The 19,727-nt window shown below is 64.5% G+C and carries 20 protein-coding genes and 1 tRNA gene; 14 read left to right on the top strand and 7 right to left on the bottom strand.

Annotated features, from left to right (window positions below; genetic code table 11):
* The first annotated feature begins 16 nt into the window (after positions 1 to 16).
* The 7 genes from ACQY80_RS14500 (at position 17) to dinB (ending at position 6,845) form a co-directional block, all read left to right on the top strand.
* Positions 17 to 784, top strand: coding sequence for an enoyl-CoA hydratase/isomerase family protein (locus ACQY80_RS14500; RefSeq protein ID WP_428681038.1), 768 nt, complete (start codon positions 17 to 19; stop codon positions 782 to 784).
* Positions 785 to 794: 10 nt separating this feature from the next.
* On the top strand, positions 795 to 1,652 hold the full coding sequence (locus tag ACQY80_RS14495) for an SDR family NAD(P)-dependent oxidoreductase (RefSeq protein WP_428681036.1): 858 nt from the start codon (positions 795 to 797) through the stop codon (positions 1,650 to 1,652).
* On the top strand, positions 1,653 to 3,467 hold the full coding sequence (locus ACQY80_RS14490; protein ID WP_428681034.1) for an AMP-binding protein: 1,815 nt from the start codon (positions 1,653 to 1,655) through the stop codon (positions 3,465 to 3,467).
* Positions 3,467 to 3,901: a PaaI family thioesterase gene (locus tag ACQY80_RS14485; RefSeq protein ID WP_428681032.1), complete on the top strand. Its 435-nt coding sequence runs from the start codon at positions 3,467 to 3,469 to the stop codon at positions 3,899 to 3,901. The genes ACQY80_RS14490 and ACQY80_RS14485 overlap by 1 nt, the downstream gene beginning before the upstream one ends.
* Positions 3,902 to 3,920: 19 nt before the next feature.
* The gene (locus tag ACQY80_RS14480) at positions 3,921 to 4,460 is read left to right on the top strand and encodes a nuclear transport factor 2 family protein (protein WP_428681030.1); all 540 of its coding nucleotides are present in this window, start codon (positions 3,921 to 3,923) and stop codon (positions 4,458 to 4,460) included.
* Between the two features lie 137 nt (positions 4,461 to 4,597).
* The gene (locus ACQY80_RS14475) at positions 4,598 to 5,563 is read left to right on the top strand and encodes an NAD(P)H-dependent flavin oxidoreductase (protein WP_428681028.1); all 966 of its coding nucleotides are present in this window, start codon (positions 4,598 to 4,600) and stop codon (positions 5,561 to 5,563) included.
* 223 nt (positions 5,564 to 5,786) lie between these two features.
* A complete protein-coding gene (gene dinB, locus ACQY80_RS14470; protein ID WP_428685877.1) occupies positions 5,787 to 6,845 on the top strand; it encodes a DNA polymerase IV in 1,059 nt (352 codons plus the stop codon).
* Here dinB and ACQY80_RS14465 read toward each other — a convergent pair.
* Entirely contained in the window at positions 6,838 to 7,302 is a 465-nt protein-coding gene (locus tag ACQY80_RS14465; RefSeq protein ID WP_428681026.1) for a hypothetical protein, read from the bottom strand. The genes dinB and ACQY80_RS14465 overlap by 8 nt on opposite strands.
* 56 nt (positions 7,303 to 7,358) lie before the next feature.
* Positions 7,359 to 8,948, bottom strand: coding sequence for a peptide chain release factor 3 (locus tag ACQY80_RS14460; protein WP_428681024.1), 1,590 nt, complete (start codon positions 8,946 to 8,948; stop codon positions 7,359 to 7,361).
* A gap of 77 nt (positions 8,949 to 9,025) precedes the next feature.
* Between ACQY80_RS14460 and ACQY80_RS14455 the strand changes: the two genes are divergently transcribed.
* Together ACQY80_RS14455 and ACQY80_RS14450 are read left to right on the top strand one after the other, a co-directional pair.
* The gene (locus ACQY80_RS14455) at positions 9,026 to 9,664 is read left to right on the top strand and encodes a hypothetical protein (protein WP_428681022.1); all 639 of its coding nucleotides are present in this window, start codon (positions 9,026 to 9,028) and stop codon (positions 9,662 to 9,664) included.
* Positions 9,665 to 10,247: 583 nt separating this feature from the next.
* Positions 10,248 to 11,051 (top strand): enoyl-CoA hydratase-related protein, encoded by an 804-nt coding sequence (locus ACQY80_RS14450; RefSeq protein ID WP_428681020.1) that lies wholly within the window; start codon positions 10,248 to 10,250, stop codon positions 11,049 to 11,051.
* A gap of 89 nt (positions 11,052 to 11,140) precedes the next feature.
* Here ACQY80_RS14450 and ACQY80_RS14445 read toward each other — a convergent pair whose 3' ends face one another.
* The 3 genes from ACQY80_RS14445 to ACQY80_RS14435 are packed head-to-tail and all read right to left on the bottom strand — an operon-like array spanning position 11,141 to position 13,039.
* Entirely contained in the window at positions 11,141 to 11,743 is a 603-nt protein-coding gene (locus ACQY80_RS14445; protein ID WP_428681018.1) for an HD domain-containing protein, read from the bottom strand.
* A gap of 32 nt (positions 11,744 to 11,775) precedes the next feature.
* A complete protein-coding gene (locus tag ACQY80_RS14440; RefSeq protein WP_428681016.1) occupies positions 11,776 to 12,492 on the bottom strand; it encodes a hypothetical protein in 717 nt (238 codons plus the stop codon).
* Positions 12,476 to 13,039 carry a hypothetical protein gene (locus tag ACQY80_RS14435; RefSeq protein ID WP_428681014.1) on the bottom strand — a complete coding sequence of 188 codons (564 nt, stop codon included), beginning with the start codon at positions 13,037 to 13,039 and terminating at the stop codon, positions 12,476 to 12,478. Before ACQY80_RS14435 ends, ACQY80_RS14440 begins: the two co-directional genes overlap by 17 nt.
* A 150-nt stretch (positions 13,040 to 13,189) precedes the next feature.
* On the opposite strand from ACQY80_RS14435, the gene ACQY80_RS14430 reads away from it, so the two are divergent.
* On the top strand, positions 13,190 to 13,636 hold the full coding sequence (locus ACQY80_RS14430; RefSeq protein ID WP_428681012.1) for an RrF2 family transcriptional regulator: 447 nt from the start codon (positions 13,190 to 13,192) through the stop codon (positions 13,634 to 13,636).
* Positions 13,637 to 13,722: 86 nt separating this feature from the next.
* Entirely contained in the window at positions 13,723 to 14,928 is a 1,206-nt protein-coding gene (locus ACQY80_RS14425; protein ID WP_428681010.1) for a cation:proton antiporter, read from the top strand.
* Between the two features lie 49 nt (positions 14,929 to 14,977).
* Here the strand turns inward: ACQY80_RS14425 and ACQY80_RS14420 are convergent.
* Positions 14,978 to 15,053, bottom strand: a tRNA-Ala gene (locus ACQY80_RS14420).
* Between the two features lie 129 nt (positions 15,054 to 15,182).
* Positions 15,183 to 15,506 carry a TIGR02300 family protein gene (locus ACQY80_RS14415; RefSeq protein ID WP_428681008.1) on the bottom strand — a complete coding sequence of 108 codons (324 nt, stop codon included), beginning with the start codon at positions 15,504 to 15,506 and terminating at the stop codon, positions 15,183 to 15,185.
* A 125-nt stretch (positions 15,507 to 15,631) separates the two neighbouring features.
* Between ACQY80_RS14415 and aroA the strand changes: the two genes are divergently transcribed.
* The 3 genes from aroA (at position 15,632) to rpsA (ending at position 19,572) form a co-directional block, all read left to right on the top strand.
* On the top strand, positions 15,632 to 16,960 hold the full coding sequence (gene aroA / locus ACQY80_RS14410) for a 3-phosphoshikimate 1-carboxyvinyltransferase (RefSeq protein WP_428681006.1): 1,329 nt from the start codon (positions 15,632 to 15,634) through the stop codon (positions 16,958 to 16,960).
* Complete coding sequence (locus tag ACQY80_RS14405) at positions 16,957 to 17,580, top strand: (d)CMP kinase (protein ID WP_428681004.1); 624 nt, start codon at positions 16,957 to 16,959, stop codon at positions 17,578 to 17,580. The genes aroA and ACQY80_RS14405 overlap by 4 nt, the downstream gene beginning before the upstream one ends.
* Before the next feature lie 279 nt (positions 17,581 to 17,859).
* Positions 17,860 to 19,572 (top strand): 30S ribosomal protein S1, encoded by a 1,713-nt coding sequence (rpsA, locus tag ACQY80_RS14400; RefSeq protein WP_428681002.1) that lies wholly within the window; start codon positions 17,860 to 17,862, stop codon positions 19,570 to 19,572.
* Positions 19,573 to 19,727 lie beyond the last annotated feature (155 nt).

Genomic DNA, 19,727 nt, shown 5'->3' with positions numbered 1-19,727 from the left:
CTCAGGAGTGAATATCATGGCAAAGCACGGCACGATGCGTAGCGAGATAAAGGGCGGAGTCGCCACCATCTTCCTCGACCGCCCCGACAAGAAGAACGCGCTCAGCACCGAATTGTTCGAGGATCTGGTCGAAACGCTCCAGCAATGGCGGCGCGACGACAGCGTCGCGGCGGTCGTCATCACCGGCACCGAGGAATATTTCTCGGCCGGGCTCGATCTCGACACAATGAACTGGAAGAGTGAGGAAGAGCGGCTGCGCTGGTATGACGCGACCTATTACGGCTATCTCGAACTGCTCGAATATCCAAAGCCGACGATCGCGGCGGTCGCTGGACCGACCTTTGGCGGCGGCTGCGACATCGCGGTCTTCTGCGATATCCGCATTTCGAGCCCGAACGCCAAATTCGGCTTTCCGCAGATCCGCTTTGGCCTGACCCCCTTCGTCGATCCGCTGCAGCGCATAGTGGGCCAGAGCCAGGCCAAGCTGCTCGTTCTGACCGGCCGCCGCGTCGACGCACAGGAAGCGCTCCGCATCGGCCTGATCGACGAGATCGCGCCCGAAGGCAAACTGCTGGCCGCCGCGCAGGCCATGGCGGCCGAGATCGCGTCGACCACCGTACCGACCGTCGTCCGCACGACCGAGATGCTTCGCCGCAGCTGGTCGATGGATCCGCAGGCAGCCTATGTCTACGGCCATGTCCAGTATCGCGACGTCCACTGGAATCCGGAGATTTCGGACCGCATGCTGGCCGCCCGCGCCAAGGTCGGCTCGGGAACGCGCTGACGCGGCGGATATGACCGACCGTACTCCCCTACCCTCCATCGACCTTTCGGGGTCAGTCATCGTGGTCGTCGGCGCGAGCCGCGGGCTCGGGCGGCAATATGCCGCCGACCTCGCACGCGCAGGCGCCCGGCTTGTCCTGACGGGGCGAGGCGCAGAGATCGACGCCGTCGCAGCGACAATCCGGCAAGACGGCGGAAGCGCGATCGCGGTCCGGTGCGACATCCGCGACCCCATGCCCTTCGTCGATGCAGCGCTCGCCGAATATGGTGCGATCGACGGACTGATCGTCAACGCCGGGATGGTCCGCGACCGCAGCTTCGCGAAGATGACGGCCGGGGAATGGTCGGAGGTGATCGACGTACATCTCGGCGGCAGCTTCGCCTGCGCGAAGGCGGTGTGGGGACCCATGACGGCACAGGGGCGTGGCTCGATCATCTTCACCACCTCGGGCGCGGGGATGCACGGCGCGTTCGGTCAGGCGAACTATGCCGCCGCCAAGGGCGGTATCATCGGCCTGATGAAGACGCTGGCCATCGAGGGTGAACGGCTCGGCATCCGTGCCAACGCCATCGCCCCGATGGCGCTGACCGAGATGACCGATGGAGTGTTTTCGGACCGTATGAAGGACCGCCTGCGATCAGAGCATATTTCGCCTTTCCTGATCGAATTGCTGAACCCGCTATCGCAAACGACCGGAGAGATCGTAGAGTGCGGTGGCGGTTGGGGGGCCCAGCTCCGCTGGCAACGATCCGCTGGCGGTGAGCCGGGCTCCGTCGCATTCGATCGCGATTTCGATTTGCCGCGCACGACGGCGGACTCTCTCGGCGCCGCGCTCGGCGATCCCCGGACAATGTACAGGATGGCATGAATGGAGTTTGCGAGTCCCCCTCCTCCCAGCGTGACGCTCGATCGGCGCGACGACGGCAGCATCATCCTGCGCTCCGGCCTGCCGCTCGGCCGCGTCCCCAAATCGCTCGCGCATGTCTTCGACGAGCAAACCGAACGCGCGCCCGATGCCATCTTCATGCGCCAGCGCGGGACGAGCGGCCAATGGTGCGCCATATCCTATGCCGAGGCGCGCCGAGCGGCCGACGGCCTTGCCCAATGGCTCGTCGACCGCGGGATCGGCCTCGGCGATGTCGTCTCCTTTCTATCCGAACCATCGATCGAACACGGGATCGCCGCGATCGGCGTCCAGCGGAGCGGCGCCGCAATCGCACCGGTCAGCGTCGCCTATTCGCTGATGTCGAAGGATCATGCGCAGCTCCGCCAATGTGTCTCGGTGGTTGGCGCGAAGGTCGTCATCGTCGACGACGCCGCACGCTACGCCACAGCGCTGCAAGCGCTGGCACCGCTTGGCGTGACGATCGTCGCCGCCTCGGGCAGCATCGAGGGCCTCGATATCGTCCCATGGGCGGAGGTGATCGCAACCGTGCCGCGCCGCGACGTGACCGAACGCATGGAGGCGATCCGCCCCGAGCATATCGCGCGCATCATCTACACCTCGGGATCGACCGGCTCGCCGAAGGCGACGCCGCAGCCGCACGCCAATCTCAACATCACGATCGCGCAGAACCGCGCGCTCGGCCTGCTCGAATTCGGCGACGATCCGCCGCAGATCCTGGAGGCGATGCCATTCAGCCACATCATGGCGGGCAACTTCAACTTCAACAACACGATCGCAGCAGGCGGGACGGTGTGGATCGACGAGGGCAAGCCAACCGCCCAGATGTTCGCGAAGACGCTCGCCAATCTGCGTGACGTGGCACCATCCTATTTCATCACCGTGCCGCTCGGCTACACAATGCTGTGTCAGGCACTCGAGGCCGATGCAGGCCTCAGCAGCCATTTCTTCTCGCGCCTCAAATTTCTCGGTTTCGGCGGGGCGGTGCTCGCCGAGGATGTCCGCGACCGGCTGACCGCGCTATCGGTCGCCGCGCGCGGCAAGGCGGTGCCGATCTTCTCCTTCTATGGCGCGACCGAATATCTGTTCGGAACGCTCAAATACTGGACCGAAGGCGGGACCGATGTGATCGGGCTTCCCCTCCCCGCCACCGACCTCAAGCTCGTTCCGTTCGACGGGCGGTACGAGATGCGGGTCAAGGGACCGACAATGATGCCGCAAAGCGGCTACATCGGCGCCCCCGAAGCCTCGGCATCGCTGTTCGACGAGGAGGGATATTTCCATACCGGCGACGCCGTCCGCTTCGCCGACCCCACCGAACCGCGCGCGGGTCTGGTCTTCGCTGGCCGGCTGTCTGAGGATTTCAAGCTGGATTCGGGAACCTATGTCACCGTCGAGGCGCTGCGGCTCGCGCTGCTCGCTGCATGCGGCGATCATGTTTCGGAAGCCGTGATCTGCGGCCTCAACCGGCCCTATCCATCGGCGTTGCTCTGGCTCCGCACGCCAGACAAGGCGGCCGAACGGCGTGCACCGATCGAACAGGCCATCGCAGCCTTCAACGCTGTTCAGAGTGGCGCTGCCCGCCGGATCGGCGCAGCACTGATCCTCGACGAACCACCGTCGTTCGAAACAGGCGAGGTGACCGTAAAGGGCAATGTCGCCCAGCGCGTCGTTCGCGAGCGGCGCACCGCCGACGTCGAACGCCTCTATGCCGATCACCCCGATGCTGCCGTGATGTCGTTCCGGCAGGCCGCGCGCAAACTGATCGAGCCTGGCTGATGCTGCCGCGAACAGCCGGTGATTGGGGACCATTGAACTTCGACGATCCCTTTTGCGCGCATATCGGCGGCATGCAGATGCTCTACACCGGCGATCCTGCCGAACCCGCCCGCTTCGGGATGGAGGTGCAGGCGCACCAATGCAATCGCCTTGGCTTCTGTCACGGCGGGCTGCTCTCGACCTTTCTCGACATCGCCCTCGGCGTCTGTGCGATCGAGATTTGCGGTCACGACTGGGGCGGCCCGACGATCAATCTCAGCGTCGATTTCCTGCAGGGCGCGCCGCAGGGCGACTGGATCGAAAGCCGCGTGACGCTCGAACATACGACGCGCAGCCTGATGTTCGTGACCGGAACCGTCATCGGCTCGCCGGGCAAGATCGCCCGAGCGACCGCCTTGTTCAAACAGCCACGGCCGGCGCCAATCAGCGCCTGACCGCCACGGAGAAGACCTTATGCCTGCAAACGACACCGCGGACGCGCTCGGCGAGACCTATGTGGGATTGCCCGTCGCCGATATCGTCACCGCCGAATTCGTTCGCGACTTCGGCAACCGGTGGGAAACCGCGTGGAACTCGCACGATACCGAACAGGTCATGGCGCTGATCCATCCCGACATTCGCTGGAACGACACGATATTCTGGCCCGAAATCATCCACGGCCATGCCGCGATGCGCGCCTATATCGACAAGATCTGGGCGGTCATGCCCGACGTGCATTTCCGCGAAGTCCAGCTCTTCAGCGCCGTCGATGCGGGTCGCGCGCTCTATCTGTTCGAACAGACATCGTCGGCGCCGCCAGCCTCAGGCCGGGAAACGAAAGCCACTACCTACGGCTGCGACATCTTCCTCGGTTTCCGGGGCGGGCTGCTGTCCGACTATATGGCGCAATACGAGATCGCGGACATGATGCGGCAGTTCGGCATGCTGCCGCCCCGCGAAGGGCGCGTCGGCGGCGCCTACCTCCTGTCGCTGACGGGATCGAAGGGGCGATAAGCGGCATCGCGTCGGCGCTCTCACGGCGCCTGTCGGAATCGGGGGGTATCGCCGACGATCCGATCTGATACGGGACGTCGCGCAAGCGATTCTTTCGACATTCGAACGACACATATAGGGAAGAGGAGACAGTCGGCATGGCCATCAAGACGCGCATTACCGAGAAGCTCGGCATCGAAACGCCGATCATCATGGGCGGCATGACCGGCGTCGGCTATGGTCCGCTCGTCGCAGCGGTCGCCAATGCGGGCGCGCTCGGTTTCATCACCGCGCATATGTATCCCACGGGTCAGGCGCTGTTCGACGAGATCGAGGCGACACGCAAGCTGACAGACAAGCCGTTCGGCGTGAACCTCACTTTGCTGCCGTCGATCAACCCTATTCCCTATGATGAGTATCGCGAGGCGATCATCGCGAGCGGGATCCGGATCGTCGAAACCGCGGGCCGCGCCCCGACCGACCATCTGCCACGCTTCAAGGAAGCGGGCGTCACCGTCATCCACAAATGCACCTCGGTCCGCCATTCGGTGTCGGCGGTGAACAAGGGCGTCGACATGATCAGCATCGACGGCTTCGAGTGCGCGGGTCACCCCGGCGAGGACGACGTCGGGCTCGTCGTGTTGCTTCCGGCGACGGTCGATGCGCTTCCCGACACCCCGATCATCGCCTCGGGCGGCATGGCCGACGGCCGCAGCCTGATCGCCGCGCTGGCGCTTGGCGCCGATGCCGTGAACATGGGCACGCGCTTCTGCGCGACAGTCGAGGCGCAGATCCATCAGAATGTGAAACAGCGCATCGTCGATGCGAACGAGACCGACACCGTCCTCGTCGGCCGCACGCTGCGCAACACCGCGCGCGTCGCTAAGAACGCAGTTTCGGTCGAGGTCGCCGAAATTCAACGCGACCCGACCAAGACCTTCGACGACGTCAAGCACCTGATGGCGGGCGTGCGCGGGCGTGAGAATGTGCTGCGCGATGGCGATGTCGACGGCGGCATCTGGACCAGCGGCCAGAGCCAGGCCCTGATCCACGACATCCCGACCTGCGCCGAGCTGGTGAAGAATATCATGGCACAGGCGGAAAGCGTCCGAAGCCGGCTGTAGAGGCCGATTGTGATCGGCGGAGGAGAGTGCTTTCCTCCGCCGAAAAGGCGGATCATCAGCGACGTTCCGACGGCAATTCTGACCGATCCCCGCTTATATCCACGCTCATCGCCATATTGAGAACATTTCGGAAACATGCTATGCTTCCCATGTGGAAGACGGTGACAAAATTGCTTCCGATGCCGTGGCGGACGCGCCTGTCCGCAAGATCATCCATGTCGATATGGATGCCTTTTACGCGTCGGTGGAGCAGCGCGATGATCCGTCGCTGCGCGGCAAGCCCGTCGCGGTCGGCGGATCCTCGCGACGCGGGGTTGTCGCGGCGGCGTCCTATGAAGCGCGCAAGTTCGGCGTCCGCTCGGCGATGCCCAGTGTCACCGCCAAACGGCAATGTCCCGACCTCATTTTCGTACCACCGCGTTTCGAAGCCTATCGCGATATTTCGCATCAGATCCGCGCGATCTTTCACGACTATGCCGACGAGGTCGAACCGCTGTCGCTCGACGAGGCCTATCTCGACGTCAGCCGCGACAAGGCGGGGCTTGGCAGCGCGACGGCGACGGCCAGACTGATCCGCCAGCGCATCCGTTCGGAAACCGGCCTCACTGCGTCGGCCGGCGTGTCGTACAACAAGTTCATCGCAAAGCTGGCGTCGGACCAGAACAAGCCCGACGGGATCACGATCATTCCGCCCGGCAAGGGCGCCGCCTTCGTGCAGACACTCTCGATCCGCCGCTTCCACGGCATCGGCCCGGTGACCGCGGCAAAGATGGAGGGGCTTGGAATCTTTTCGGGTGCCGACCTCGCCGGCAAAGACCCGCTCTGGCTCGCCGAGCATTTCGGCAACAGCGCCGAATGGCTGTTCAACCTCGCGCGCGGGATCGACCATCGGCGGGTCAAGTCGAACCGGCCGCTAAAATCACTCGGCGGCGAGCGCACCTTCTTCAACGACCTGATCAGCGACACCGAAATCCGCGAAGCGCTCGCGCATGTCTGCACCGTTGTCTGGGACCGGGCGGCCAAGAAGGGCGCGCGCGGACGTACGGTGACGCTGAAGCTGCGCTATGCCGACTTCCGGACGATCACCCGCGCGAAATCGGTTCCCTTCCCTATCGTAGACGGCGCATCGCTGCTCGCGGCGGGCGAAGCGATCCTCGCGCCGCTGCTGCCGACCGAACAGGGCATCCGCCTGCTCGGCGTGACGCTCAGCAAGTTCGAGGGCGAAGAGGATGAGGACGACGGCGACGCGCCGACGCCCGCCGACCTGCTCAGCCTTATTTGACCACGGCCAGCGCGGGCGCGAATTTTCTGATCGCGACTTTCATCTTGGGCGACATCGCCGTGAAGCTGCAACGGATGAGCGTGTCGTCCATCACCTGAATACCCTCTGGCCCGGGCGCGCCGGTGCGCAGCGTCATCCGGTCGGGCGCCAGCGATTTCACATGGAAATATCCGGCGCCCTCGGTCGGGCCGAGCTGCATATTGGTGAAGCCGTCCTTGCGTACCGTCGTACGCCCGATCACCTCAAGGTCGGCGGCAGGCCCCATGCTGGCGTTCGGACCGTAATAATAGACCGCGCCCCAGCGCGCGCCGTCAAAGATATAGCCGTTTGTGGCGGTGGCGCACTTGTCGGTGCCATTGATCCATAATCCGGGAGCGATGGGCAGGCTGACGGGGTTTTGCGCCGCCACCGGCGCGCTGACTGCGATCGCCGCGAGTGCCAAGATCCATCCGCGCATCGATACCCCCACCTTTGCCGAAACTGGCGTCATGGTGGCGGACTTGGCGGACGCGATCAACCCGCGTCGGCGAACACGCGCTCTTTCGTCGCTGTAAAGCGGATGTCGGGATTGCGCTGGGTGATATAGCCGACTTCCCAGCCGTCCTTCGCCATGAACACCGGCGCACCGTCGCGGTCGCTCGCGCTGGCGCCACGATGTTCCGACTGGAACGCTTTCAGCTTGGCGGCATCATCCGACGCGATCCAGCGCGCCGTCTCCCAGGGCGACTGCTCCAGCTTCGCTTCGACCTTATATTCGGCTTCGAGCCGGCTGATCAGCACCTCAAGCTGCAGCTGACCGACGACGCCCACGATCATGTTCGACCCGATCTCGGGATAGAAGACCTGGATGATCCCCTCCTCGGCCATGTCGTCGAGCGCCTTGCGCAGCTGCTTGGTCTTGGTCGGATCAACCAGCGCGACGCGGCGGAGGATTTCAGGCGCGAAGTTTGGCAGGCCGGTGATCGTAATGTCGGTGCGCTCCGACAGCGTATCGCCGACGCGCAAAGTGCCATGGTTCGGAATGCCGATGATGTCGCCGGGATAGGCCTCTTCGGCCATTTCGCGATCCTGTGCGAGGAACAGCATCGGGCGGCTGATCGCGATCGCCTTCCCCGTCCCGCCCTGCATCAGGCGCATGCCGCGCTCGAACTTGCCCGAACAAAGCCGCATGAAGGCGATGCGGTCGCGGTGCGCGGGGTTCATGTTCGCCTGCACCTTGAAGACGAAGCCGGTCACGGCCTCGTCATCGGGCTGCACCGGTGCGGGTTCGGCGGGCTGCGGCTGCGGGCCGGGCGCATGGCTCGCCAGCGCGTTCAGCAGGTCCGCAATCCCGAATTCCTTGAGCGCCGATCCGAAATAGACCGGGGTCAGGTCGCCGCCCCGATAGGCAGCCCCGTCGAACGGCGCGTAGCAGGCCGAGGCCAGCTCGGTTTCTTCCCTGAGCAGCGACAGCGCATCGGCGCTGAGCTTCGCCGCCAGCGCCGGATCGTCGAGACCCGTGACGCCGAAGCGGTCGCCCTCATACATGCGCGACGCATCGCCGCCGGGCTTCATGATCGCCGGATCGACCAGATCGTAAATCCCTTCGAACTGGCCGCCCATGCCTGCGGGCCAGTTCATCGGGCAGACGTCGAGCGCGAGCCGGTCCGCAACCTCGTCGAGCAGTTCGAACGGCGGCAGGCCTTCGCGATCGACCTTGTTGATGAAGGTGATGATCGGCACCGAACGCAGGCGGCACACCTCGAACAGCTTCAGCGTCTGCGGCTCGATGCCCTTGGCGGCGTCGATCACCATCACCGCGCTGTCGACCGCAGTCAGCGTGCGGTACGTATCTTCCGAGAAATCTTCGTGACCCGGCGTATCGAGCAAATTGAAGACCAGCCCGGCATGATCGAACGTCATGACCGACGAGGTCACCGAGATTCCGCGCTGCTGCTCGATCTTCATCCAGTCGGAGCGCGCGCGCCGCGCTTGCCCGCGCGCCTTGACCTCGCCCGCCATATGGATGGCACCGCCCGCGACGAGCAGCTTTTCGGTCAGCGTCGTCTTGCCCGCATCGGGGTGCGAGATGATGGCGAAGGTGCGGCGGTCGGGATGCTTCATGGCGCGGGCGCCTAGCAGGTGGCGGGCGAAGTGGAAAGGGGCTGGCGTCCCTGCCCTCACCGCCGCATGATCGGACGATGCGAACCCTTCTGCTTGCCGCCGCGCTGATCGCCACCCCTGCCGCCGCGCAGGACTCACACTTCGTCGGCGAATATGCGCTGGCCGAAGGGCCCGACGTCGGCGGCGGACTGCTGATCCGGAACGATGGCCGCTTTCAATATATGCTGGCCGCGGGCGCCCTCGACGAACAGGCCGAAGGACGCTGGGAGGTCCGCGGCGACAGGATATGCCTGACCACCGATCCCAAGCCGGTGCCGCCGACGATGAAGAAAGGCCCGCCGATCGAGGTTGACGGTGCGGTTCCGACTTTGCTCGTCACCTGGCCGAACGGCCGCGGCATCCCCGGCGTCGACTTCGTTATCGGCTTCGACAGCGGCGATCCGGCCGAGGGTTACACGCAGGACTATGGCTGGACGATGCCCGACGACGACAAGCGCATCCCGCGCTGGGTCGAGGTGCGCGAGCCCATCTATGGCATCACCGCGCCGCGATACGCGCTGACCGATGACGATGGCGGCAAGCTGCGCGTGATCATCGAGCCGAACGATCTGGGCGTTGTCGATTTCGAGAATGCCTGCGCCGAAAAGACCGACCGCGGCCTGACCCTGCATCGCGCCGAGGGCGAAATGCGCTTCGTGCGGCTGGGGCGCGACTGAAGTCGCAAAAGTCCCGCATGGACGGGTCCAACGATGTCCTTTGCGGCATCAAGGCGACAAAGGATACGGACATATGTGCCGATTGTGTCTCCTTTGTCGCGTTAAGCAAAAGGGACGAATTCAACGAAATCAAAGAGCCGGCGGCTATGGTTGCACGGCGGCGTAATGTAGGAAAGCAGCGGTTGGCTTAGGCAGTCGATGTCGGCTTAGGGGTGGAGAGCGGCAGTCGTTTCATCACCTCCGTCATCCCGGGCTTGACCCGGGATCCGCCTATTTCTTCAAGTAGGCAGGCCCCGGATCAAGTCCGGGGTGACGATGAGGGAATCCTCCCCGTGGCGCAGCTATGGGGAGGGGGACCGCCGCCGCAGGCGGTGGTGGAGGGGCTGCGACGGTGCGCCATTGGCCCCTCCGTCAGCGCTTCGCGCTGCCACCTCCCCATAGCTGCGCCACAGGGAGGATGTTATGGCAGCAAGCGGTCGCTAGCGAACATGCCAGTCGCCGTCCTTCCCTCTTGCACTCCCGCGCCAAATGGGTCAGGCTTTACGTGAACGTAAAGGTAAAGACCGCGAGAGGATTCTTCCCCATGACCGACACCCCGACCTTCGACACGATCAAGTTCGACGTCACCGACCATGTCGCAACGATCACGCTCAACCGTCCCGAACGGCTGAACTCGATGCCCCCCGCGATGGCCGACGATATCCGTGCGGCGCTGGACTATCTGCCCGTTCTCGGCGCGCGCGCGCTGCTGATCACCGGTGAGGGTCGCGGTTTCTGTTCGGGCGCCGATCTGGCGGGCGATCGCAGCGGTTCGGCCGTGGGCGGCGGCGCGAACAGCCGCAAGGCGCTGCGCAACCATTATAACCCGATGCTGCTGGCGCTCGCCAATGTCGAGGTTCCGGTGGTTATCGCGGTGAACGGTCCCGCGGCAGGCGTCGGCTGCAGCTTCGGGCTGTCGGGCGACTTCACGATCGCGGGCAAGAGCGCCTATTTCCTGCAGGCCTTCGTCAACATCGGGCTTGTTCCCGACGGCGGCTCGTCATGGCTGCTGCCGCGCCTGATCGGCCTGCCGCGCGCGACGCAGATGATGATGCTGGGCGAAAAGATCGGCGCCGAGCAGGCCGCCGACTGGGGCCTGATCTACAAATGCGTCGAGGATGCCGAGCTGATGACCGAGGCGAAGGCGCTCGCCACGCGCCTTGCGAACGGCCCGACCGTGTCGCTCGGCACGATGCGCCGCGTCCTGCGCGAAGGCCTGTCGCAGAGCTTCTCCGACACGCTCGACGCCGAAGCCAAGGGCCAGTTCATCGCGGGCAACAGCGCCGACGCGATGGAGGGGATCATGGCATTCCAGCAGAAGCGCAAGACCGAGTTCAAGGGCAAATAGGCCCGAAAATGCGGACCCCGGCGCGAAGCCGGGGTCCATAACAACAGCGAATATGAAAACCCTGGCCGTGTGCTGGGGTATTTTTTGACCTATTCCGCCGCTTCTTCGACCATCACCTTCTTGTAGATGCTCGTGCGCGGATAGGAGCAGAGGCGCATCACCATCGGCTCGAAGAATTCCAGCGGTTCGCTCTCGTAATCGGGGTCGAACGCTGGCGCGTCATATTTCTCGCAGAATTCGGCGCAGGCGGCCGCATAGGGGCTGTCGGCGAACTGGTCGCGCATGTCGCGGTCAAGGCCGAGATAGTGGAAGAAATAATGGCCCTGGAAAATGCCGTGGTGCTGCACGATCCAGAGATTTTCCTCCGACAGGAACGGCTTAAGGATCGCCGCGGCGACGTCGGGATGGTTGAACGCGCCCAGCGTGTCGCCGATGTCGTGGAGCAAAGCCATCACGACATATTCCTCGTCGCGCCCGTCGCGGTGCGCGCGGGTCGCGGTCTGCAGGCAGTGTTCGAGCCGGTCGACCGGAAAGCCGCCATAGTCGCCGCCGAGCAGTTTCAGGTGCTCGAGAATGCGCTTACCGTTGTTCGGCGCGAACTCCTTCTGCTCGCGCGCGATGATGTTCCAGTCTTCCTGCGTCCCGTCGATCATCGACCGGAATGTCGCATGTTCATGCGTCATGTCGTTCATGGCAGCCTCTCCTCGTTAGCCGCCAATCTACGTCATTCGTTGTTATTTGCAACGTTATAGGTCTTGACCTCGGCCTGCGTCAGGCAGCGCCGCGTCGACTTGTCCTCGGCGTTCGCGAGCGCCTTTTGCTGGTACATCACCTCGGTCAGCAGCTTGCGCGACACGCCCATGCGGATCAGGAAATCATTGTCCTCGCTCGCGAGAAGCGCGGCGTCCTGTTCGATGTCGCCGATCAGTTCCTTGGTCGCATCGGTCCCCATCGCAACGCTCATGTCGATCGCGCCGCGGTCGCCGGTGCGCGTGAACATATGGACGATGAACAGCCCGCCGGGATCGATCACGCGCGGCTGGCCCCCCATGAAGACGAAGTTGCACGCGCTGAAGCAAGCCCAGCCTGCCGGAATGCGGGTAACGAGACCGAAGTTGGCGCGAATGATGCGCCCGGCGGCATTGCCCGCGCGCGCGTCGCCACCGGGCGAGCGCAGCCAGATCTCGCTGACGTCGGGGTTCGCCGCCAGCGCGGCCTTGAGCCGGTCGGGCAGCCCCGCGTCGATGCGGCCCTCGGCGAGCAGCACCTTTGCGTCGCCCTTCTTGACCGGGGTCAGCACCATCGTCGCATTGGCCGACCAGTCGGGGTTCGCCGGACAGGTCGGGTTCGCGGGGTCCATCTTGACCTTCGCGGCGCCGGTCAGGCTGGCGAGCGCGGTCGCCGCCAGAAAAATACGCGCGACCTTATGCGGAAAGGGCATAGCGCGCTTCGCCCGGTCGCTTGCACATCTTCTTGGAAACGCGCGTTTCCTCGCCCTCGACGATGACGATGTCGGTGACATTCATGCAACTCGTTCCGTCGGCGAGCTTGTTCGTCGCCGCAACGGTCGACGACCCGCTGACATTCTCGCGCGTTTCGCTGGTCCAGTTCGCGGTCGCGCCGATCTCGCCCTCGCGCGTGATCTCTTCTGTGGCGGCAGCCGCCTGCACCTGTTCGGCCGGGTCCAGGCGGCAGGCGATCGCGTCGGTCAGCGTGCCGCTGACTTCCGAGATCGGCACATAACTATAGACGCCAGCCTTGCTTGCCGCGTCGCCGACCGCGTCGCGGATCACGCCTCCCAATATGCCGCGGCCGACGCTGCTGCCCTTCTTGCCCTTCGGACAGCCGCCATTGCCTTCGCTACTCGGGCTGGGTGCCGGGGTCGGCGACGTCACCTTGCGGAGCAAACCGCCAAACTGGGCTTCGGCCGGCGTCACCGCCAGTATGCAGGCCGCGAGGACCGCCGGAGTACCCCATAAAATACGCATATCGATCAATCCTCATCGCGCCCGTTTACGGGCTACAATGCGACCCATTTGACACAGGTTCATGCCACCGGCTGTGATTTTCATCAACTCCTGTGCAAATCTCATCCAGACAGGTTGAATTAAGGCTGAATATGTAACACTAACCGGATCATGCTTTCGCAGAAGACCCGCTATACGATCCGTGCCTTTCAGCACCTTGCCGACCATTGGGGCAAGGGGCAGGTGCAGCTTGCGGATATTGCGGATGCGCAGAATATCCCGCCGAAATTCCTGACCGTGATCCTGTCCGAAATGGCGCGCGAAGGCCTGCTGATTTCGCAGCGCGGCCGCGACGGCGGATATCAGCTTGCCCTGCCCCCGATCGACATCAGCTATGGCGACCTCGTCCGCCTGACGCGCGGGTCGCTTGCGCTCGTTCCCTGCGCCGCGCGCAACGCGCACGAGCAGTGCAAGAATTGCCTGCCCGAGGTCGAATGCCGGATGCGCAGCCTGATGCTGAAGGTGCGCGACGACACCGCATCGATCCTCGACCGCATCACTCTGGCCGATCCGATCAAGATGGAACCGCTATTCGAGAAGGAAGAAGCCGCCGAATAGGCCGGCAGCCAGGCTGCGCTCGCGCCAGAAGGGAACGTTCTCAAAAATCGCTTGCCGCGCTCTCCGCAGCGCGATAGCCAGTCCGGATGGGGCTGCTGATCGATCTGCTTTGCTTCCTTGGCCTGCCTTTGCTGTGCTGGCGGCTGGTGCGCGGCGCGGTGCCGATGGCGGTGCTTCCGATCCTGACCGGACTGGCAGTCGCAATCGCCGCCGACCGGTTCGGCTTCGACAAATCCATAGTCGGGCCGTCGCCAATCGGCGAGATGATTGGCTGGTGCGGGGTGCTCGCGCTCGCGTTCAGTGCGGGGCTCGAAACGCGCACCGCGGCCGACCGGCTTCCCACGCTCGGCGCGCAGGCAATCGCGTCGGCGCTTGTCGCGCTTGCCCTGCCCTTTACGGTCGGTTTCATTGCAGCGTCGTCGGGCGCCATGGAGGCGGTGCTCGCTCGTCCAGCGGGCGTTTCGCCCTTTCTGTCCGCTGGCGCGATCGGGCTTTGCCTATCGGTCAGCGCGCTGCCGGTGCTTGTAGGCATCGTGCGTGAACTACCGATGGCCGACCGCCCGCTCGGCAATGTCGCGCTCCGCATCGCCGCGCTTGACGATGCGATCCTCTGGACCGGGCTCGCGCTGCTGCTCTTTCTTCATCACGGCGAAAGCGGCGCAGCGAGTTCCGCCGGATGGACCAGCCTTGCCGCGGTCGGCGTGCCGATTCTGATGCTGCTGCTGCGCGGACGGCTGGCTCCTGTGCTGCCCGACCATACCGCCACCGCAGTGCCGGTCGGCATCGCCTTTCTCGTCGCCGGCGCCTGGGCGACATGGACGCTTGGCCTGCACGAACTGCTCGGCGCCTATTTCGCAGGCGCGATGATGCCGCAGCGGCTCGCCGCGCGGCTGATGCCCGAACGCCTCGGCCGGATTGCGCTGTTTGGCCTGTCGCCGCTCTTCTTCGCGCACCGCGGCCTCAGCATCGATGGCGCGGTGGTGACGCCGGCGGCGCTCAGCGTGTCGATCGCGCTGCTGCTGCTCGCCGGTGCGGCAAAGCTCGCGGCAGTGCATCTGGTGCCGCCGGCGGCCAATCAGCCCGCACGCGATCGCACGCGGCTCGGCCTGCTGCTTCAGTGCAAGGGGCTGATGGAGATCGTCGCGGCAACGATTCTGGTTCAGGCGGGGCTGATCACACCCACCGTCTTCGCGGTTCTGGTCACCCTTGCGCTGGTGTCGACCACATTGACCGTGCCGCTGTTCCGCCTGGCCTCACGCGCCGCAAGACCCCGGCCCGTCAAAGCGATCTAGGCAAAGCGCCAAAAGAAAAAGGCCCGCTTTCGCGGGCCTTTTCGTAAAATGGTGGAGCCTAGCGGGATCGAACCGCTGACCTCCTGCATGCCATGCAGGCGCTCTCCCAGCTGAGCTAAGGCCCCGTGCCATTTCATGATCGCATTGGCCAAAGATCTTGGCGGCTGCGACCGGGACGCCGCCTTTACCAGCGCGCGTCCGTTATGCAAGGGGCCAAATGCATCCGCGATGCTTTTTTGACCCCTTAGCCGACGTCAGGCCTCGTCGTCGCCGTCGTCGCCCGTGTCGACGCCCAGATCGTCGTCGCCGCCGAGATCAACGTCATTATCGGGCGAATCGCTATCCTCGTCGACATCGACGTCCAGATCCAGATCCTCGTCGACGCCTTCTTCCTTGGGCGCCTTACCGGGCTTTTCCACGGCCTCGAACGGCATCGGCTGCTTCGATTTCAGTACCGATTCCGGAAGCCAAGCATAGCCGCAATTGATGCAGGTAATCGGATCGTCCTTGGTCAGATCATAGAATCGCGTCGCGCATTTCGGGCAGCTACGCTTCGCGCCCCATTCAGCTTTTATCATATAAGCCTCATAACCCTTTGGAAACAGGATAAAATTATCGGAAGAGCAACGCCAGCTGAATAGCTATCCGTCAAATCGGCGTGCGCCTTGCCAGATTGCAAGGCCGCTGTCAAAAGCCGCACGCCATGACCGATCAGACAGCGATACCCCGCAGCTTCGCCGCTTCCGCTCCGCTTAAAGGTAAGATCGCGATTCCGGGCGACAAGAGCATCTCGCACCGGTCGCTGATGCTTTCGGCGCTTGCGGTCGGGACAAGCCGTGTCACCGGCCTGCTCGAAGGACATGATGTTCTTGCGACCGCCGCCGCGATGCGCGCGATGGGGGCCTCGATCGAACGCCGCGATGACGGCGAATGGCGCATCCATGGCGTCGGCGTCGGCGGGCTGCTCCAGCCGCGCGAAGCCCTCGACATGGGCAACAGCGGGACATCCACCCGCCTGCTGATGGGGCTGGTCGCAAGCCATCCGGTCACCGCGACCTTCGTCGGCGACGCCAGCCTGTCGAGCCGCCCGATGGGCCGCGTCATCGACCCGCTGTCACAGATGGGCGCCGATATCAGCGCCTCCCCCGGCGGGCGCTTGCCTCTGATGGTGCGCGGCCTCGCCCCCGCCATTCCCCTTTCCTACCGTCTGCCGATGGCCTCGGCGCAGGTGAAGAGCGCGGTGCTCCTCGCCGGCCTCAACACCCCCGGCATCACCGAGGTGATCGAGCCCGTCCCGACCCGCGACCATAGCGAGCGCATGCTTCAGGGGTTCGGCGCCGACCTGACGGTCGAGACTGACGGCAACGGCACGCGCCACATCCGCATCCGCGGCGAGGCCGAACTGAAGCCGCAAACGATCGTCGTCCCCGGCGATCCTTCGTCGGCTGCCTTCTTCATCGTCGCGGCGCTGATCGTTCCCGGCAGCGATGTCATAATCGCCAATGTCGGGCTGAACCCGACCCGCGCAGGGCTTGTCGAAGTGCTGAAGCTGATGGGCGGTGACATCGAGCTGCTGGATACCCGCGCCGTCGGTGGCGAACCGGTCGCCGACCTGCGCGTCCGCCACAGCGCGCTCAAGGGCATCGAGGTCGATCCCGCAGTCGTGCCGAGCATGGTCGACGAGTTCCCGATCCTGTTCGTCGCCGCAGCACTGGCAGAGGGCCGCACCGTCACGACCGGCCTCGACGAACTGCGCGTCAAGGAAAGCGACCGCCTGTCGGTCATGGCAACCGGCCTGAAAGCCATCGGCGCACGTGTCGAGGAAAGCGAGGACGGCCTCACCATCGACGGCACGGCCGGCGAGCCGCTGCCCGGTGGCGCGGGCGTAGCCGGCCACCTCGATCACCGCATCTGTATGAGCTTCGCGGTCGCGGGCCTCGCCAGCAGGGCGCCGGTGACGGTCGACGACATGGCGCCCGTCGCGACCAGCTTCCCCAATTTCGAGGCCTTGCTCGCAGGGCTGCAGGGATGATCATCGCCGTCGATGGCCCCACCGCGTCGGGCAAGGGTACGATCGCCCGGGCGCTCGCCGACCATTTCGGCCTGCCCGTGCTCGACACCGGCCTGCTCTATCGCGCGGTCGGGTATCAGACACAGCTCAATCACGGCAACCCTGACGACAGCACAGACGCGCTCGCCGCGTGCGACTTCCCGGACGGTTTGCTGGACGACCCGGCGCTGCGCTACGAAAGCACCGGCAGCCTTGCGAGCCGCGTGTCGATCCATCCCGCCGTCCGCAAGGCGCTTTTCCAGCGCCAGGTCGATTTCGCCAATCAGCCGGGCGGCGCGGTGCTCGACGGGCGCGACATCGGCACCGTGATCGCGCCGCACGCCGACGCAAAACTATTCGTTACGGCGAGCGCCGAAGAGCGCGCGCGCCGCCGCCATGCCGAAATGCTCGGCCGCGGCGTGGCAATCACCTATGATGCCGTGCTCACGGATATCCACGCCCGCGATGCACGCGATACCGGCCGCGCCGACGCTCCGCTACTACAGGCCGAAGACGCGCTGCTTCTCGACAACAGCGACATGGATATCGAGGGGGCGATCGCCGCCGCGATCGCCTTTGTTGAAGAGAGCATGGGGCGGTAGCCGAAAGCACGCCTTTCGCCTTGCTTTCCGACGCTTTCCACCATATACGCGCCGCGTCTGACGGGCTTTCAGCCGGTCGAGGCAGGAACAAGCCGCCGCTCGAGATAAGAGCGTCGGGCGTGACGGGGTTTCCCTGTCGCGCCCTTTTTGGTTTGCACCCGCCCCGCCCGCAACGGTCCGGACGATGCTGCGTTCCGCATCCGGCGGGCGTGGCGGATCGGCCACAAGACCAGCGGAACCAACCGCTTGGCCGGAACAATTGAGTAAGGAATAACATCCATGGCCACTACGGCTTTCCCGACGCGCGACGATTTCGCCGCGATGCTCGATGAATCGCTTGGTGGTGCCGACGGCGGCTTCGAAGGCCGCGTCGTCAAGGGCACTGTCACTGCGATCGAAAACGACCTGGCAGTTATCGATATCGGCCTGAAGAGCGAAGGCCGCGTGCCGCTTCGCGAATTCGCGATGCCGGGCCAGAAGGCCGACCTGAACGTCGGTGACGAAGTCGAAGTCTATGTCGACCGCGTCGAAAACGCCAATGGCGAAACCATGCTGTCGCGCGATCGTGCTCGCCGCGAAGCCGCCTGGGACCGCCTTGAGCAGGAATTCAACAAGGAAGCCCGCGTCGAAGGCGTCATCTTCGGCCGCGTCAAGGGCGGCTTCACAGTCGACCTCGGCGGCGCCGTGGCGTTCCTTCCCGGTTCGCAGGTCGACATCCGCCCCGTGCGCGACGTCGGTCCGCTCATGGACCTGCCGCAGCCCTTCCAGATCCTCAAGATGGATCGCCGCCGCGGCAACATCGTCGTGTCGCGCCGCGCCATCCTCGAAGAAACGCGCGCCGAACAGCGTTCGGGCCTGATCCAGAACCTGGAAGAAGGTCAGATCATCGAAGGCGCGGTCAAGAACATCACCGATTACGGTGCGTTCGTCGACCTCGGCGGCATCGATGGCCTACTCCATGTCACCGACATGAGCTACAAGCGCGTCAACCACCCGAGCGAAGTCATCAACATCGGTGACACGGTCAAGGTGCAGATCATCCGCATCAACCGCGACACGCAGCGCATCAGCCTTGGCATGAAGCAGCTCGAGAGCGATCCGTGGGAAGGCGTCGCCGCCAAATATCCGGTCGGCGCGAAGCTCAAGGGCACCGTCACGAACATCACCGATTACGGTGCGTTCGTCGAACTCGAACCCGGCATCGAAGGCCTGGTCCACGTCAGCGAAATGTCGTGGGTCAAGAAGAACGTCCACCCTGGCAAGATCGTTTCGACCAGCCAGGAAGTCGACGTCATCGTCCTCGAAGTCGACAGCGACAAGCGCCGCATTTCGCTCGGCCTCAAGCAGGCTCAGTCGAACCCCTGGGGTGCATTCGCCGAAACCCACCCCGTCGGGTCGGTCGTCGAAGGCGAAGTCAAGAACGCGACCGAATTCGGTCTGTTCGTTGGCCTTCCGGGCGACGTCGACGGCATGGTTCACATGTCGGACATCGCATGGGGCATCTCGGGCGAAGAAGCGCTGCACCTCCACCGCAAGGGTGAGGCCGTGCAGGTCATCGTTCTCGACGTCGACGTCGAGAAGGAACGCATCAGCCTCGGCATCAAGCAGCTTGAAAAGGGTGCGCCGGCCGTTGGCGGCGGTGCCGCTGCTTCGAGCTCGCTGAAGAAGAACGAGACTGTCACCGTCACCGTCCTCGAAGTCCGCGACAACGGCCTCGAAGTCCAGGCTGGCGACGATGGCGCGACTGGCTTCATCAAGCGCGCCGACCTCGGCCGCGACCGCGACGAACAGCGCGCCGAGCGCTATCAGGTCGGCCAGAAGTTCGACGCGCTGGTCATCGGCTTCGACCGTTCGAAGAAGCCCAGCTTCTCGGTCAAGGCGCTGCAGATCGCCGAAGAGAAGCAGGCTGTCGCGCAATATGGCTCGTCGGACTCGGGTGCGTCGCTCGGCGACATCCTCGGCGAAGCGCTGAAGGCCGGCAAGAAGGACTGATAATTTCACGTCCTTGCCGTCAGGCAACAGAAAAGGCCCGCAGAGTGTCCCTCTGCGGGCCTTTTTCTTTCAGTGATATATTTTGACCGAACAGCGATTCATGTTACGCTCCGCGCCGCGTTGGGAGGGGTCCTCACGCACCATGGGAGCCGGCA

Origin of the sequence: Sphingopyxis sp., assembly GCF_965279755.1 — a bacterium.
Taxonomy (GTDB): Bacteria; Pseudomonadota; Alphaproteobacteria; order Sphingomonadales; family Sphingomonadaceae; genus Sphingopyxis.
Note: the sequence above shows the minus strand (reverse complement) of the source record. Positions and strands in the feature narration are given on the sequence as shown.